Source organism: Desulfovibrio sp. 7SRBS1, from assembly GCF_049723905.1.
In the GTDB taxonomy this organism is placed as follows: domain Bacteria; phylum Desulfobacterota; class Desulfovibrionia; order Desulfovibrionales; family Desulfovibrionaceae.
Window position 1 is genome coordinate 530,751 of record NZ_JBJKFD010000001.1, and the last position, 13,527, is coordinate 544,277.

The following is a 13,527-nucleotide window of genomic DNA, read 5'->3' on the forward strand; positions in this document are numbered from 1 at the left end:
GTGGCTGGCGAGAAACACGCCATCCTGGCCGAACTTGAAAGCCTGGTCAGCGAGTGCCGTCACTCGCTGGACCAGGCTTCTTCATTGGAAGGTCTGGAAGAGGCACGCATAGCATTTCTCGGCAGGAAAGGGCGTCTGGCAGCGGCTATGGCGGAAATGGTCGGCCTGTCTAAAGAAGATCGTCCCGAGGTGGGCCGAAAGGCAAACGATGTCAAAGCAGCTCTGACTGAGCTTCTTGAGTCCCACCAATCCCTATTGAATCGCAACAAAGCCGATGCCAAGGTCCGTGGCTTCGACCCTTCGGTCCCGCCTCGTTCTCCTTGGGGTGGTTCCATGCACCCTGTCAGTTTGGTTTCGCAGGAAATCTGCGACGTTTTCAAAAAACTCGGCTTCGACATTGTTTCCGGGCCTGAAGTTGAAAACGACTGGCACAACTTTGAAGCACTGAACATCCCTCCGGACCATCCAGCTCGCGACATGCAGGACACCCTGTATGTCACAGATAATATTCTTCTGAGAACGCATACTTCCCCGCTGCAGGTGCGGACTATGCTGGAACAGCAGCCCCCTGTAGCCGTCATTGCTCCGGGTAAGGTGTATCGCCGCGACTCGGACCTGACCCATACTCCCATGTTCGATCAGATCGAAGGCTTGTTGGTGGATACCAAAACCACCATGTCCGATCTGCGTGGGATTTTGCGTCATATGTGCCGGGAAGTGTTTAATACGGACATCAAGCTCCGTTTTCGTCCGAGCTTTTTCCCGTTTACCGAGCCCAGCGCCGAAGTTGATATCTCTTGCGTGATGTGCGGAGGCAAGGGAACCGTCGGTGGCAAGCCGTGCCGGGTATGCAAGCAGACGGGATGGATCGAAATTCTTGGCTGCGGCATGGTTGACCCCAATGTTTACGGCTATGTGGGATATGACCCGGATAAATACGTTGGATGGGCCTTTGGCCTTGGCGTTGAACGCGTTGCCATGCTCAAGTACGGCATTGGCGATCTGCGCATGTTCTTCGAGAATGACGTACGTTTTCTGCGACAGTTTTCCTGATGTTACGGCACCGTCTTTTGTAGTTTGAGAGCAGTTGCGGTGCCGTACAGCACGGTTCTTCGAACCGTCCGTCGCCTTGACGGTGTGAGCACGTTGATTCATTTCTCAACGTGCCGCTCATTCCGGGAAGCCCTCGGATGGGCATCACATAAGACAAAGAAGGCCGGGTTCCGCCTGGTCGGAGGCCATTCCCATGCTTGTAAGCATAAACTGGTTGCGTGATTTTGTGCCCTACGAGGGCAGTGTGCAGGAGCTTGCAGACAAGCTGACCATGCTTGGCCTGGAAGTTGACGAAATTTTTCACCCCTTTGAGCTGCTCGAGCAACTTGTCGTAGGACATGTCTTGGAGTGTGAGCCGCATCCCGATTCGGACAAGCTTTCCGTGACCAGGGTTGATGTTGGTAACGACGAAATCTTGGACATTGTTTGCGGAGCACCCAACATTGCCAAGGGACAGAATGTTGCCGTGGCCAAAATCGGTAGTGTCCTGCCTGGCGATTTCAAGATTAAAAAAGCCAAAATTCGCGGGGTTGTATCCCTTGGCATGATCTGCTCCGAAAGAGAACTTGAGCTTTCGGACGATCATTCCGGAATAATGGTTTTGGACGAATCCCTTGAGCCTGGGACAAATTTTGTCGAAGCTCTCGGGCTGGAACGAACGGTGCTTGATATTGACCTCACACCGAACCGCCCCGATTGCCTCAGCATCCTTGGAGTAGCTCGTGAAGTGGCCATGGCATTCAACCTTCCGTTGACCATGCCGGCCATCGCTCCCATGGAAGAAGGTGACGAGGCTTCTTCCCAGGTTAATATTGTTATCGACGATCCAGAGCAGTGCCCGCTGTATCAGACGCGCCTTGTGGACGGCATAAAAATAGGTCCTAGCCCTGCATGGCTGAGGTACAGGCTGCTTGCCGTCGGCCTGCGTCCCATTTCCAATGTTGTCGACGTCACAAACTACATAATGATGGAACTCGGCCAGCCTTTGCATGCTTTTGACAGAGATTTGCTGGCTGGAAACACCATTCGTGTGGCCGTTGCCGACGATGGCATGCAGTTTACCACACTTGACGGACAGGAACGTAAACTTCTTGATACTGATCTCTTGATTTGGGACAGCGAGAAGCCCGTTGCTTTGGCGGGTGTGATGGGCGGTGCCAATACGGAAATAAATGAAGGCTCGACGCAACTTTTGTTGGAAAGTGCTGTTTTCCGTCCGGCCAGTGTACGAAAGACGGCCCGGCGTTTGGCGCTCCCTTCAGATGCCTCGCATCGTTTTGAGCGTGGAGTGGACCAGGTAGGCAATACATATGCCATGAACCGCGCTGCCCAGCTTATTCAGGAATTGGCTGGTGGAAAGTTGCTTTCCGGCGTTGCCAAGGCTGAACCCAAGCCCTGGATACAACCTCAGGTGCATTTTCGTCCGGAGCGGGCTTCCCGTATTGTGGGCATTCCCTTTGAGCCTTCCTTTTGCGCCAAGACATTTACAGCCCTGGGGTGCCGCCTTGAAGAAGAGGATTCCAGTGACTGGTTGGTTTACCCTCCGGCATATCGTCTGGACCTGGAAAGGGAAGTCGACCTTGTGGAAGAGGTCGTACGTGTATACGGAATCGACCGTGTGCCAGAGACATTACCGGTTGTTTCGCATGAAATGGGCCGTAAAAGCGGTTCCAAGCAGTTCGACTTTGCCTCTCTCATCAAGGTTTGGGGACGTGGTGTCGGGCTGAACGAATGCGTGAACTACTCTTTTGTAGGTGATAAGGAACTTGATTTCCTCGGCTTGCCGCAGGAAGGGCGTGTCCATATCGCCAACCCGCTTTCCGAAGAACAGAATGTGCTGCGTACAGATGTTGGGGCTGGGCTGATTGAAAGCTTGAAGTTCAACCTGTCGCGTGGCAATTCGGAACTGCATCTTTTTGAAGTTGCAAAGACTTTTCATGCAGATCCGGAAAGTGATACCAAAACTCGTGAGGAAGAGCGCGTCTGCATTCTTCTGCATGGAAATCGGTATGGCTCCGGGTATCCTTGGCCTCAGGAAGACTGTGATTTCAGCGATCTCAAAGGTCTGCTGCTGCATTTGTTCCGTTCTCTGCATCTCCCAGAAGCTTCTTTTGCCTGTGTGGACGGTCATTCCTGGCTTTCCCCTTGCATTTCCGTGAGCATCAATGGGAGCGGAGTAGGTGTGGCAGGCATGCTGCGTTCGGACCTGGCTGAATCCATCAAGACTCGTTCTGACGTCTGGTATGCCGATCTCAGTTTGCCGCAGTTGCAAGCTATTAAAGACCAATGCAGGATTGCCTTCGAGGAGCTTCCCAAGTATCCGCCTGTACGGCGCGACGTGACATTTGTTGCGCCTTTGGAACTTGCTGTCGGCAGCGTTATGGAAAGTGTTTTGGGGCAAAATCAAAAGCTGCTGGAAAAGGTGCAGCTTATTGATGAATTCCGTCCGGAAAATGGGGATGCGAAGAATCTGACCTACCGCATGACCTACCGGTCGCCCAGCAAAACGCTCAAGGACAAAGAAGTGGATAAAACTCACACCAAGATTGTCCAGGCTGTCGTTAAAGAGCTTGCTGTAAGCCTGCAATAGCTCGTGAAATTAGAGAATAAAAAGAGCATCTCGTTTTCGGGATGCTCTTTTTTTATGGCTTGGAATGGGGAGAAAATTCCCAGTGGCCATTCCCCGCCATTCATGCATGGTTCCGAAGCTTTAATTCGACCGGATGCGGGTTGAGGTAGAGCTGGGAACTCAGATAGTCATTTTTATATTTACGCACGTAGTGGTTGAGGAGGGTCACGGGAACGATGAGTGGCAAATGTCCCTTACGAAAATTCTCCAGAATCTCCTGAAATTCTTTTTTCTCTTCACTGTCCAATTGGCGTTTGAAGTAGCCTATGACATGCTGCATCGTGTTGATATGCTTTGCCGGAGTACACCGTAATTGCAATGCCTCAATAAGTTGCGCCAGGTAGGCTTCTTTTACTGCGGGGAAGGGGGATTCTTTGGCTTGGGCAACCTGCTTTCCCATCTCTCTATAGTGCTTGGGGCTATGGGCCATTATCAGAAGCTTGTGGCGCGTATGAAAGTCGATCAAAGCCCCCAATGATGCGTTTTCTCTTTCCATGATGTCCCGCCAGCGTTTCATGGTAAAGACACGTTCAATGAAGTTTTCCCGTATGTGCTCGTCATGCAGCCGACCTTCCTCCTCTGCCGGCAGAAGAGGAAATCGATCCATAAATTCCTTTGCAAAAATTCCAGCACCTGTTCCAACGGGATGTCCCTTTTCATTGTATATTTTGACCCGTGTTATCCCACTTGAAGGAGATTTGCTTTTGAAAATGAAGCCACAGAGGTTTTCTTTTTCAAGTCCGTGGAGTCGTTGCTGCGCCCATGCCAACATCTTTTCTGTATGGTCGACCTTGGTAGTACGGGTGACAAGGCGATGTTGCTCGGGCGTGCCTACAAGCCGCATTGACTCCCTCGGAATGCCCAGGCCGCATTCCACTTCCGGACAAACCGGGACAAATTCGACAAATTGTCCCAATTCATCAACCACCCAGCGATCTCGTGTGTGGCTGCCGTTATAGCGAACATTTTCTCCAAGAAGACACATACTCACTCCGAGTCGAAGGGCTGTGGACATGGGGAATCCTTATACTATAGGGTTAAATTACCGATTTTGGTAATTTAACTTTTTTGAGCATAAAAAGCCAATCGGAAGAATTATTTTACATCAATAATCATGGGGACATTATGGCAATTGAGTTGGTTCTTTTTGATTTTGGAGGAGTGTTGGCGGAAGAAGGCTTCTTGGCCGGTTTGGCGACGATTGCGCGAAAAAACAAGATGAAGCCGGACGTTGTTACTGAGCAGGTCAAGGATATTATTTTCAACAATGGCTTCATTGCCGGTCGATGCGATGAAGCTGCTTTTTGGGACGATGTCAGGTCCACAACAGGAGTAAGTGGCTCTGATGCAGAGTTGCGAGCTGAGATACTTGATAATTTTATATTGCGTCCCTGGATGTTTGATATTGTTGAACGGCTTAAATCGGCCGGAGTCCGTGTTGCTATTTTGTCGGATCAAGTCAACTGGCTTGATGAGTTGAATGGAAAGTTCCATTTTTTCGATAAGTTCGAGCGGGTTTTCAATAGCTTCTATCACGGCACGCATAAGGGGGAAGAACGTTTTTTTCAGCTGGCGCTGGAAGAGTTGCAGCTTGAGCCTGGAAAAATCCTGTTTGTAGACGATGCCGTTCGAAATATTGCGGTAGCGACATCTCTGGGCTTCCGCTCCATTTTGTACACGGATAAGGAAAGTTTTCTGGAACAATTTGGAAAATTTTTCAGTTGGGATTGAGGTTGTTAGGCAATCGGAACGCTCCGATTGCCTAACAACTTCGGCTGCATGGTTTTAAATTGACTTTGATATTCAATTTCAATATATATTCCAAATATTAATCACGATGACATTGGCATCAAGGAGTATTCATGCAGCCTTCAAAAGTAGCGAGCGCACTCGCTACACTTATACCAATTAACCAACCCGTTTTTATCTGGGGAGCTCCCGGAGTAGGGAAAAGCCAAGTTGTGGCCCAAGTGGCAAAGGGACTGGGCTACGAACTGCGCGACATTCGGGCTGTGCTGCTCGATCCTGTGGACCTCCGAGGACTTCCCAAGATCAATGGAAGTGGTCGTGCCCACTGGTGCCCGCCAGCTTTTCTTCCTGTGGACGGCAAAGGCATCTTTTTTCTTGATGAGCTGAATGCCGCTCCGCCTTTGGTGCAGGCGGCATGCTATCAGTTGATTCTCGACCGTCGGCTTGGCGAGTATGTTTTGCCGGACGGCTGGGCTGTGGTCGCAGCGGGTAACCGGGAACAAGATAGGGCCGTTACTTATCGTATGCCATCGGCCTTGGCCAACCGTATGGTACATCTTGATTTTGAAACTTCGTTCGAAGACTGGGTACAATGGGCGCAGGGTGCAAAAATCAGCAGTGAGGTCATTTCCTTTTTGCGTTTTCGGCCTGCCTTGCTTCATGATTTTGATCCCAAAACAGCTGACAGGGCATTTCCGTCGCCAAGGTCTTGGGAATTTGTCTCTGATATTCTCAAGGCCAGCCCCAAAGTGGATATTGAATTTGATTTATTCTGCGGTGCAGTTGGAGATGGTGCAGCAGCTGAGTTTGCTGGATTTCTTAAAGTATGGCGTGAACTTCCCGATACCGAGAGCGTTTTGTCCTTTCCGACAACCACACCTGTTCCAGAAGAACCGGCCGCAGCTTATGCAATTTGTGAAGCGCTGGCTTGCAGAGCCTGCCCGGAAAATATGGAGTCCTTGGTTACGTATGGAAGTAGGCTTCCTGTGGAATTCGGTGTTCTGCTTATGCGCGATGCGGTTCGTCAGGACGCCGGAGTCGTACAGACACCGGCATTCGCCCGCTGGGCCCAGGCCAATGCTCATGTGCTTGTCTAGTCTCATGCCTACAAAATACGTGGCCGAATTTTGTGAAGAACCGCGACCTGTAAGTAAAACACAGTCCCCGGCTTGCTCACATCATTTTGGGCGGCGCGTGGCAGGCTATGCTCACTGCGTGTCGTGCTGTGTGTACTACGGCATTTATGATGCAACGAGTTTAACGGACGCGGTATTCGCGAGAAGCCTGCCGTGGAAATGAATCCCAGAGATAAGATGGTTCGGGCCAGATCCGAGCTTGTACTGGAGCATCCCTTTTTTGCGACCCTGGCCTTGAAACTCGGGCTTAAAGAAGATTGCTCATGTGCTTCTGCCTGGACAGATGGAACAGCGTTGGCTTTCAACCCCGAGTATGTACGCCATATGCCTTTGGAGAAGGTTGTAGGGATGCAGGCACACGAGGTCATGCATCTTGTCTGTCATCATCACCTGAGGCGAAAAGGGCGAGATGTGGGCCTATGGAATAAAGCCTGTGACTACGCCATAAACTCCATTTTGCTGCAAGCAGGTCTTTCTCTCCCTACAGGCTATTTGGATGATCCAGCGTACCACGGCAAAAGTGTGGACGATATCTATGCTACGCTCTCCCGTCTGATGGATGAAGAGAAAGGCGAGGGGACAGGAGAGTCGGCAAACGATGCCGAAGACGAAGCGGACGAAGGAAGCGGTGGCTCTGCCAACGGAGGTCTGCCTTTTGAAAAGGACACGGATGCTGCTCAGGCAAGCTCAGACGGTGAGTCCGCAGTGGACGAAGATAAAAAGACCCGGGCTGCGGCCGACAATGGCGACGGCGAGGGAATGGGGCAGGAGCGCGACCCTGGCATGTCGGGGGAGGTCAGAGATCATCCTGATTCTGACGGCGGAAAGAATCGTGAGGCGCTGGAAAAGGCAGAGCGGGATATGAAAGTCGCATTGGGCCAGGCATTGCAACAGGCGTTGAATATGGAGGACCTGCCACAGGGGCTGGAGAGGTTGGTCAACCACTCACTCCGGCCTCAATTGGATTGGCAGACTTTGCTTCGGCGTTTTCTGCAATCCTGCACAGCTAACGACTACAGTTGGACACCTCCAAATCGTCGGTACATCCATATGGATCTGCATTTGCCTTCTCTTCGTTCTCAGGAGTTGCCGGAAATTGTTTTGGCTGTGGATACTTCCGGTTCCGTGGACAAAGAAACATTAGATATTTTTTGTGCAGAGATTTCATCTCTGCTCGAGTCTTTCGATACGCAACTCACGTTGCTTTTATGTGATGCCGCAGTCCAGGACGTAAAAAAAATTACACGTTTGGATTTGCCCCTTTCCTTTGACGCAAAGGGGGGCGGGGGAACGGATTACCGCCCCGTTTTTGAATATATTGAGGAGCATGGTCTTCATCCTGCCTGTTGTATCTATATGACGGATTTTGAGTGCAACAGATTCCCTGATCCCCCGGGATACCCTGTGCTTTGGGTCAACAGCGGGAGGAGGATGGCGAATCCCCCATTCGGTGATGTTCTGATGCTTTCGGGAGAAGAAGTATGCGCATAGAGTGGACTATTGAGAAAAAGAGGGGAAACCTGCGGCCTGTGCTGCTTTATCAGGTCCTGCTAGAAGAGCACGAGAAAGCCTTGGCTTTGCCTGCAGTCCAGGTCGTTTCAACAATTCCCAAGCCATTGGATTCCTGGGAGTCCCACTGCTACCCCGGAAGGAATGAACGGTCCGGAAAATTCGAGGAGGACTGTTATTCCTTGAATTCTCCTGGGCATAAGGAAAAGGGGCGCCAGCAAACACTCCGATTGCCCTGGCGTGAAGACAACCAATATCCGGAAGTTGAAGAATCTTTCGCTGTGCTGCGGTCCGTGGTTGAAGCACAGCTAACAGCTGCTTACGAAAGCGTTCCCATGAGCGAACAGGGAGAATTGACCACGTCTTCGCATATGAAAGTGAAAGTGGCTCCGGATGTGCTGGCCCGGAGGTTGCTGCAGCTAGCGGGGTAAATGCGCTTGATTTTTTCCGTTCTGATAAAAAAAACGGCCATGTTCTGAGAACATGGCCGCTTACGTATCAGGCGGATAGCTCCGCTATTTGGTGTGGCACTGGCCGCACATCACCGGGCCCTTGCCCTTGGCTTCGTGACAGCTGATGCAGTTCTTGTGATAGGCCTTCTGCAGCGGCATGGAATTATCCTTGGTCGGCTGCAGTTTGTGGCATTCGGAGCAGGGCACATCTTCGCTCGATTCACCCTCTACCAATTTGCCGTCCTTGTAGACGTGGTGGCAGACTGTGCAATTGTCTTCAGCCAATTCCATATGCTGGTCATGGTTGAAAAGCGATGCCGGACGTTGCAGCGTACCGAAAGCGTCAATAGTCTCTATTCTGGGCTGTTCCTCTTCACCTGCGCCGGCCAGGGCGAAGGCCATGAAGGCCATGGAGAGGACGAGTACCGCGATCAAAGCTATTTTTTTCATAGTTGTTCGCCTCTTCTTCGTTAGGCCGCGCATTATTCAACGGCTTTGGTTTTGACCATGTGCTCGTAGATGATGTCGCCGAGGAACATGAGCTTAATATCAAGCTTATAGCTGTGGATGATATCTTCCAGTCCACCGTGGCAGTTGTGGCAGGGGGCAATACAAATGGTCGCACCTGTTGCCTTAAGCTGCTCGGCTTTGGCTTTGTTGCCGTTTACGCGGGTGTTTTTGAAAGGAGGCCCGCAGTTGATCACACCGCCGCCTGCGCAGCAGCAGAGGTTATGTTCGCGGTTGGGTGTCATTTCAACGAAGTTGGGGCAGAAGGCTTTGGCGACTTCGCGTCCCATATCTTCCAGGCCACGACCACGTACAATATTGCAAGGGTCGTGGAATGTGCAGACTTCATCAATTTGGGAAGCAACTTTTATTTTGCCGGCTTTGAAGAGTTCCCAGTAGAATTGGATGCCGTGCACCATTTCTATGGGAGTATCGGACCAGCCTATCCAGCGGTTGCCAGTGTCGTAAACGGAACGGAAGGCATGTCCGCATTCGCCCATGACGATGCGTTTGACCTTGAGCCGTTCTGCGGTTTCAAAGTGATGGCGTTTGAGGCGGCCCATCATTTCGAAGTCGCCGGAGTACATGCACATGTCGCTGTTGTCCCAGCCCGATGTGGCAGGCATAGTGAAGTCCACTCCGGCTTCATACCAGATGGCTGCCGCCTGATAAATGAGCTGGGTACGGAATTTGGGTTCCGGTCCGATGACCGAATACATGACGTCGGCGCCTTCCTTTTCCAGCGGAATACGCAGGTTGGGGAATTCGTCTCGTGCTTCGTCTTCCTGCCACTGCAGGCTGTCCACCCATTCGTCTTCCTTAACCCACATCTGGTTCATTGTGGCACTGTGCGAATGTGCAGTATCCTGCAGGTACTGCGGTGTAACGCCCAGCTTGTGGCTGATGCGCCGTACCATGGACATCATGTATGCGATGTCGATGCCTATGGGGCAGAAATGCACACAACGGCGGCACAGGTTACATTCTGTGTAGGCAATCTGTGCGGAGTTGCGAATGAAGTCGGGGGACACTTTGCCCTTGCGTTTGACCATTTCCCATATGGTTTGAGCAACTTTGCCAACGGGCGAATATGTCGGATCGCCGTCGTGGGAAAGGCAGAAGTGACAGGCGTCGGCGCACAGTCCGCAGTGCACGCATGTGTCCATGTAAGCACGGAAGCGGGCGCTGGTTTCTGTATCGAGCACCTGATTGATGGTTTTCTCAATATGCTCGGGCGTGAGTTTGGCGGCACCGCCGTCAAGCCCCACGTCTTCAATCTTGCGGAACTCGTTGGTGAGAGTTGGTACTTTAGTCATTGAATTCTCCTTTTCTCCCTATCCGGCGTTGTCTTACCAGTCTCTGGAGTGACGCACCGCACCAAATTCCGACGCGATGTATCCGCGAGTGAACGGGATCATGATCATATGGCTGACCCTGGTGAAGGGGATCATGATCAGGAACGCTTCGCCTGCCAGGATGTGCAGCACGAGCATCAGCTCGTAGTTGCCGATCTGGTGGTAGGCCAGAAAGCCGAATACGAACGTGGCGGCCACGATGCCGAGGATGACCCAGTCGCTGGGGCGGGTTACGAAAGCAACCTGCCGGTCAGTGATGCGGCGGTACAGGAAGTACGCGCAGGACACAATGACCAAAATGGTCAGGATGTCGGCCAAACTGTCGGGCAGTGTTACCCAGGACAGATTCATGTACTGATCCAGGAGAACCACATGCGCCATCAGGAAGATGGGGGCGAGGATCAGGCAGATATGGAATACAAAAGTGACCAGAGTAAGCAGGGGACGAGCACGCCAGCCCATGGTTCCAACTGGGTTGATCCAGTGGGCGTAGGATTGGAAAACGTGCTTCCAGCTCCAGTATTTAAAAACAAAAGGATCTGATTTCTTGGCCAGGATGAGCCAGGAGGCGATTTTGTAAATGCTGCCTCCGAAGAAAAGCAGAAAACTGATCCAGGCCAAGGGACCAACAGCGAATTCGTAAATACCTTGCATGAGCGGCCCCCCTTAAAGTTCGGAAACGTTGGCCACGCGACGGATGTACTTGCCATCCTTTACATAGCGCAGCAGGAGTTTTGAGCCGTCGGGCGAGAACGTGGGATCAAAGTTCTCGTCACAATCCAGGCTCAGGACTTTGCCGTCAACGATCCAAGAGTACTTCCCGTTGCGTTCCACCTTACAGGCACAGTGGGTACCGTCAGGGGAGAGAACCGGCCGGAAGGCCATGTCGAACGCTTCGTTCCAGCGCTGGTTGTTGAGCATGACATACCATTTCTCTTTGTCTTTACCCAAAGCGGCTATGGACTGACCGTTTTCCGAAAAAGTCAGCTCGGAAAGCAGTTGTCCGACCCTGGGAGTCCAAGGAGTGCCGTCAACCGCAACAGCCCATTCGCCATAATCAGTGGCGACGAATGCGGCCAGCTTGGAGCCGTCAGGCGAGAATTTTTGATGGAAGCACTGAACAAAAGGTTGATGCCAGATGATTTTGTCATCTTCGGCAATGGACCATTTACCAGCTTTTCGGACCGGAGCAACAACGGTACCAGTCTTGGGGTTGAAGCAGGGCTCCCATACGGTCTGATAGGTGTTGCTCCAACGGTGCCCGTTGATGGCGATGCTGTACTCGTACAAGTTCAGACGAACTTCCGCAGCGTACTTTGTGCCATCGGGGGAAAATCCGCCATTCCAGACGTTGACGAATTTATCGTCCCAGACGTTGCCGTCCACGGCGCAAGAGAACACGCCTTCCTGGAATTTGATAACGTCAGCCTGTGCCAACGGGTCCACCTGCACGGCGGCAGCAGTATGGGCGCCGTCCGCGGAAACGTGGAAACAGTTGGCGTTTTCGAACATGTTTTCCCAGGGGGTGCCATTAACCATCATTCCGTAGCGGCCTTCGCTTTGGGCGCAAACGGCAATGGTGGAGCCATCCTTGGAAAATTTGGTTTCCCAAAGGAAGTCACACATTTCTTCCCAGGGAGTGCCATCTACGGCAACGGTCCAGACCATATCCAGCTGGGCCAAAACCGTAAGCCGTCCGTCCGGGCCATAACGGAGATACCATGCTTTTTCGCAAGGATCACCCCAAGGCTCGCCGTTGACGCACACATTGAATTCTTCGTCGCCCTGTTTAACGATTGCGGCAATTTTTTCGCCGTCAGGGCTTGCCTGAAGTTCTTCTACCCATTCAAACTGAGAACTCCAACCGGCGGTATCGGCGACGGTTTTTTCCCCCGGTTCCCAGTTCCAACCTGATTTATCGCTCATCGCCTCTCCTCAGGTAGTACAGTGAAAGATTATTATGGAACGTTGCATCTGCCATGCTCCGCATAAACCTGTTCCCCACTTTAAATCATGCCCGTTCCCGGGCAACGGATACGTAGGACCACAGTCAAGGAGTCGGAAACAAATCAATACTGAATTGTTCTCCTAAAACACCTTGAAATGTGCAAAGATTCACAATGCAGTGTATATCACGAATGGCCCTTGGGTCAATAAGAGCGCGAAAAACATACGTTAATCCCTACCCAATTGATAGGCTATTTTTGCTGTTTTTTTAAATTAGCAGGTTCCTGATTTCCGTCTGTTTTTTGCTTTCGCTGGTTTATAAAAGAAATGCACTTATGGTGTAAAGCAAACATGGAAAAATTCTATTCTATGCAGAAAAACGTTCATTTTCTACCTGATTTTAGAGAAAATTGGATGTTTGTCTGTTCAACCTTGGGAAGAGAGGGGTACTGGGGTAGGGACATGTTCAGGAAAAATATAGAATTTTATCTCCGGAGAGCGCGGCCGGAGAGCGCAATTGAAGAGCGGGCTGAGCTTTAACGGGGCGAGGCAGCCATTTTGTGAGCTTTTTAGACCGCGAGATAACGGCTTTGACGCGTTGTATCATTATTCGAAAAATCGTTTCCAAACGGACTTGCCACAGAGGATGCTCTGCCGCTATATACCCGTGCAGACACCGTATGGAAAGTATCGTGTCTGCCATCATGCACACCCAAATCGGATAAAAATGAAATTAGCACCCGTACTCGATGCGGAAACTACCTGTTGCCTGTTTGCTCACTTCTCCCTACCAGAGAGGCGACTCACTGCAAGGGCTTGCCCAAGCGTGAAAAATGTTTACTTGAACTCCACAAGACAATGTGTGGAGCAGGGAAGGATAGCATTGCAGGAAGAGGAATTTCCCGTGGCAGTAAAGAATCCGTTAGCTTTTATCTGAAACATTGTTTTGCTTTCAAGGGCGAGATTCAGGGTGGGGAGACCATTGGGGTAAGTGGAAACAGGTGCAATGTGGATATCCGGACTCAAAAGTGTTCGTCCTGCGAGCAAACATGCAATGAAACCGACATGGCACGTGCTGAAATTCAGATTTATACATGGAAAGACTGCATGAAGAATGACTGCCTTCGACTGAAACTTTCGTGTTTTGAAAAGCTGCCCCGGGAATTCATGGCCCTCTTACCCTCGGTTTC

At 51.3% G+C, this 13,527-nt stretch carries 11 protein-coding genes; 6 read left to right on the forward strand and 5 right to left on the reverse strand.

Going from position 1 to position 13,527, the window contains the following annotated elements; all coding sequences use genetic code 11:
• Together pheS and pheT are read left to right on the forward strand one after the other, a co-directional pair.
• On the forward strand, positions 1-1,053 hold the full coding sequence (pheS, locus tag ACI0FJ_RS02630; RefSeq protein WP_424298583.1) for a phenylalanine--tRNA ligase subunit alpha: 1,053 nt from the start codon (positions 1-3) through the stop codon (positions 1,051-1,053).
• A gap of 193 nt (positions 1,054-1,246) precedes the next feature.
• Positions 1,247-3,643 carry a phenylalanine--tRNA ligase subunit beta gene (gene pheT / locus ACI0FJ_RS02635; RefSeq protein ID WP_424298586.1) on the forward strand — a complete coding sequence of 799 codons (2,397 nt, stop codon included), beginning with the start codon at positions 1,247-1,249 and terminating at the stop codon, positions 3,641-3,643.
• Between the two features lie 100 nt (positions 3,644-3,743).
• Here the strand turns inward: pheT and ACI0FJ_RS02640 are convergent, their stop codons facing one another.
• Complete coding sequence (locus ACI0FJ_RS02640) at positions 3,744-4,697, reverse strand: YbgA family protein (RefSeq protein ID WP_424298589.1); 954 nt, start codon at positions 4,695-4,697, stop codon at positions 3,744-3,746.
• A gap of 110 nt (positions 4,698-4,807) precedes the next feature.
• On the opposite strand from ACI0FJ_RS02640, the gene ACI0FJ_RS02645 reads away from it, so the two are divergent.
• From ACI0FJ_RS02645 to ACI0FJ_RS02660, 4 genes are all read left to right on the forward strand, one after another.
• Positions 4,808-5,413 carry an HAD family hydrolase gene (locus ACI0FJ_RS02645; protein WP_424298592.1) on the forward strand — a complete coding sequence of 202 codons (606 nt, stop codon included), beginning with the start codon at positions 4,808-4,810 and terminating at the stop codon, positions 5,411-5,413.
• 131 nt (positions 5,414-5,544) lie between these two features.
• Positions 5,545-6,528: an AAA family ATPase gene (locus ACI0FJ_RS02650; RefSeq protein ID WP_424298595.1), complete on the forward strand. Its 984-nt coding sequence runs from the start codon at positions 5,545-5,547 to the stop codon at positions 6,526-6,528.
• Positions 6,529-6,726: 198 nt separating this feature from the next.
• Positions 6,727-8,058, forward strand: a complete 1,332-nt coding sequence (locus tag ACI0FJ_RS02655; RefSeq protein WP_424306456.1) for a DUF2201 family putative metallopeptidase — start codon at positions 6,727-6,729, stop codon at positions 8,056-8,058.
• A 38-nt stretch (positions 8,059-8,096) separates the two neighbouring features.
• Positions 8,097-8,507, forward strand: a complete 411-nt coding sequence (locus ACI0FJ_RS02660; RefSeq protein ID WP_424298598.1) for a hypothetical protein — start codon at positions 8,097-8,099, stop codon at positions 8,505-8,507.
• Between the two features lie 84 nt (positions 8,508-8,591).
• On the opposite strand, the gene tmcA is transcribed toward ACI0FJ_RS02660, so the two are convergent.
• The 4 genes from tmcA to tmcD are packed head-to-tail and all read right to left on the reverse strand — an operon-like array spanning position 8,592 to position 12,316.
• Positions 8,592-8,978 carry an acidic tetraheme cytochrome c3 TmcA gene (gene tmcA / locus ACI0FJ_RS02665; RefSeq protein ID WP_424298601.1) on the reverse strand — a complete coding sequence of 129 codons (387 nt, stop codon included), beginning with the start codon at positions 8,976-8,978 and terminating at the stop codon, positions 8,592-8,594.
• Positions 8,979-9,010: 32 nt separating this feature from the next.
• Complete coding sequence (gene tmcB / locus ACI0FJ_RS02670) at positions 9,011-10,351, reverse strand: electron transfer complex ferredoxin TmcB (RefSeq protein ID WP_424298604.1); 1,341 nt, start codon at positions 10,349-10,351, stop codon at positions 9,011-9,013.
• A gap of 33 nt (positions 10,352-10,384) precedes the next feature.
• Positions 10,385-11,044: a TmcC family electron transfer complex membrane anchor subunit gene (gene tmcC, locus ACI0FJ_RS02675; protein WP_424298607.1), complete on the reverse strand. Its 660-nt coding sequence runs from the start codon at positions 11,042-11,044 to the stop codon at positions 10,385-10,387.
• 12 nt (positions 11,045-11,056) lie between these two features.
• Positions 11,057-12,316, reverse strand: a complete 1,260-nt coding sequence (tmcD, locus tag ACI0FJ_RS02680) for an electron transfer complex subunit TmcD (protein ID WP_424298609.1) — start codon at positions 12,314-12,316, stop codon at positions 11,057-11,059.
• Positions 12,317-13,527 lie beyond the last annotated feature (1,211 nt).

Coding starts and splice junctions, on each gene's coding strand:
- tmcB (WP_424298604.1), bottom strand. CDS start 10,351: ATGACTAAAGTACCAACTCTCACCAACGAGTTCCGCAAGATTGAAGAC.
- tmcA (WP_424298601.1), bottom strand. CDS start 8,978: ATGAAAAAAATAGCTTTGATCGCGGTACTCGTCCTCTCCATGGCCTTC.
- ACI0FJ_RS02640 (WP_424298589.1), bottom strand. CDS start 4,697: ATGTCCACAGCCCTTCGACTCGGAGTGAGTATGTGTCTTCTTGGAGAA.
- ACI0FJ_RS02655 (WP_424306456.1), top strand. CDS start 6,727: ATGAATCCCAGAGATAAGATGGTTCGGGCCAGATCCGAGCTTGTACTG.
- ACI0FJ_RS02645 (WP_424298592.1), top strand. CDS start 4,808: ATGGCAATTGAGTTGGTTCTTTTTGATTTTGGAGGAGTGTTGGCGGAA.
- tmcD (WP_424298609.1), bottom strand. CDS start 12,316: ATGAGCGATAAATCAGGTTGGAACTGGGAACCGGGGGAAAAAACCGTC.
- pheT (WP_424298586.1), top strand. CDS start 1,247: ATGCTTGTAAGCATAAACTGGTTGCGTGATTTTGTGCCCTACGAGGGC.
- ACI0FJ_RS02650 (WP_424298595.1), top strand. CDS start 5,545: ATGCAGCCTTCAAAAGTAGCGAGCGCACTCGCTACACTTATACCAATT.
- tmcC (WP_424298607.1), bottom strand. CDS start 11,044: ATGCAAGGTATTTACGAATTCGCTGTTGGTCCCTTGGCCTGGATCAGT.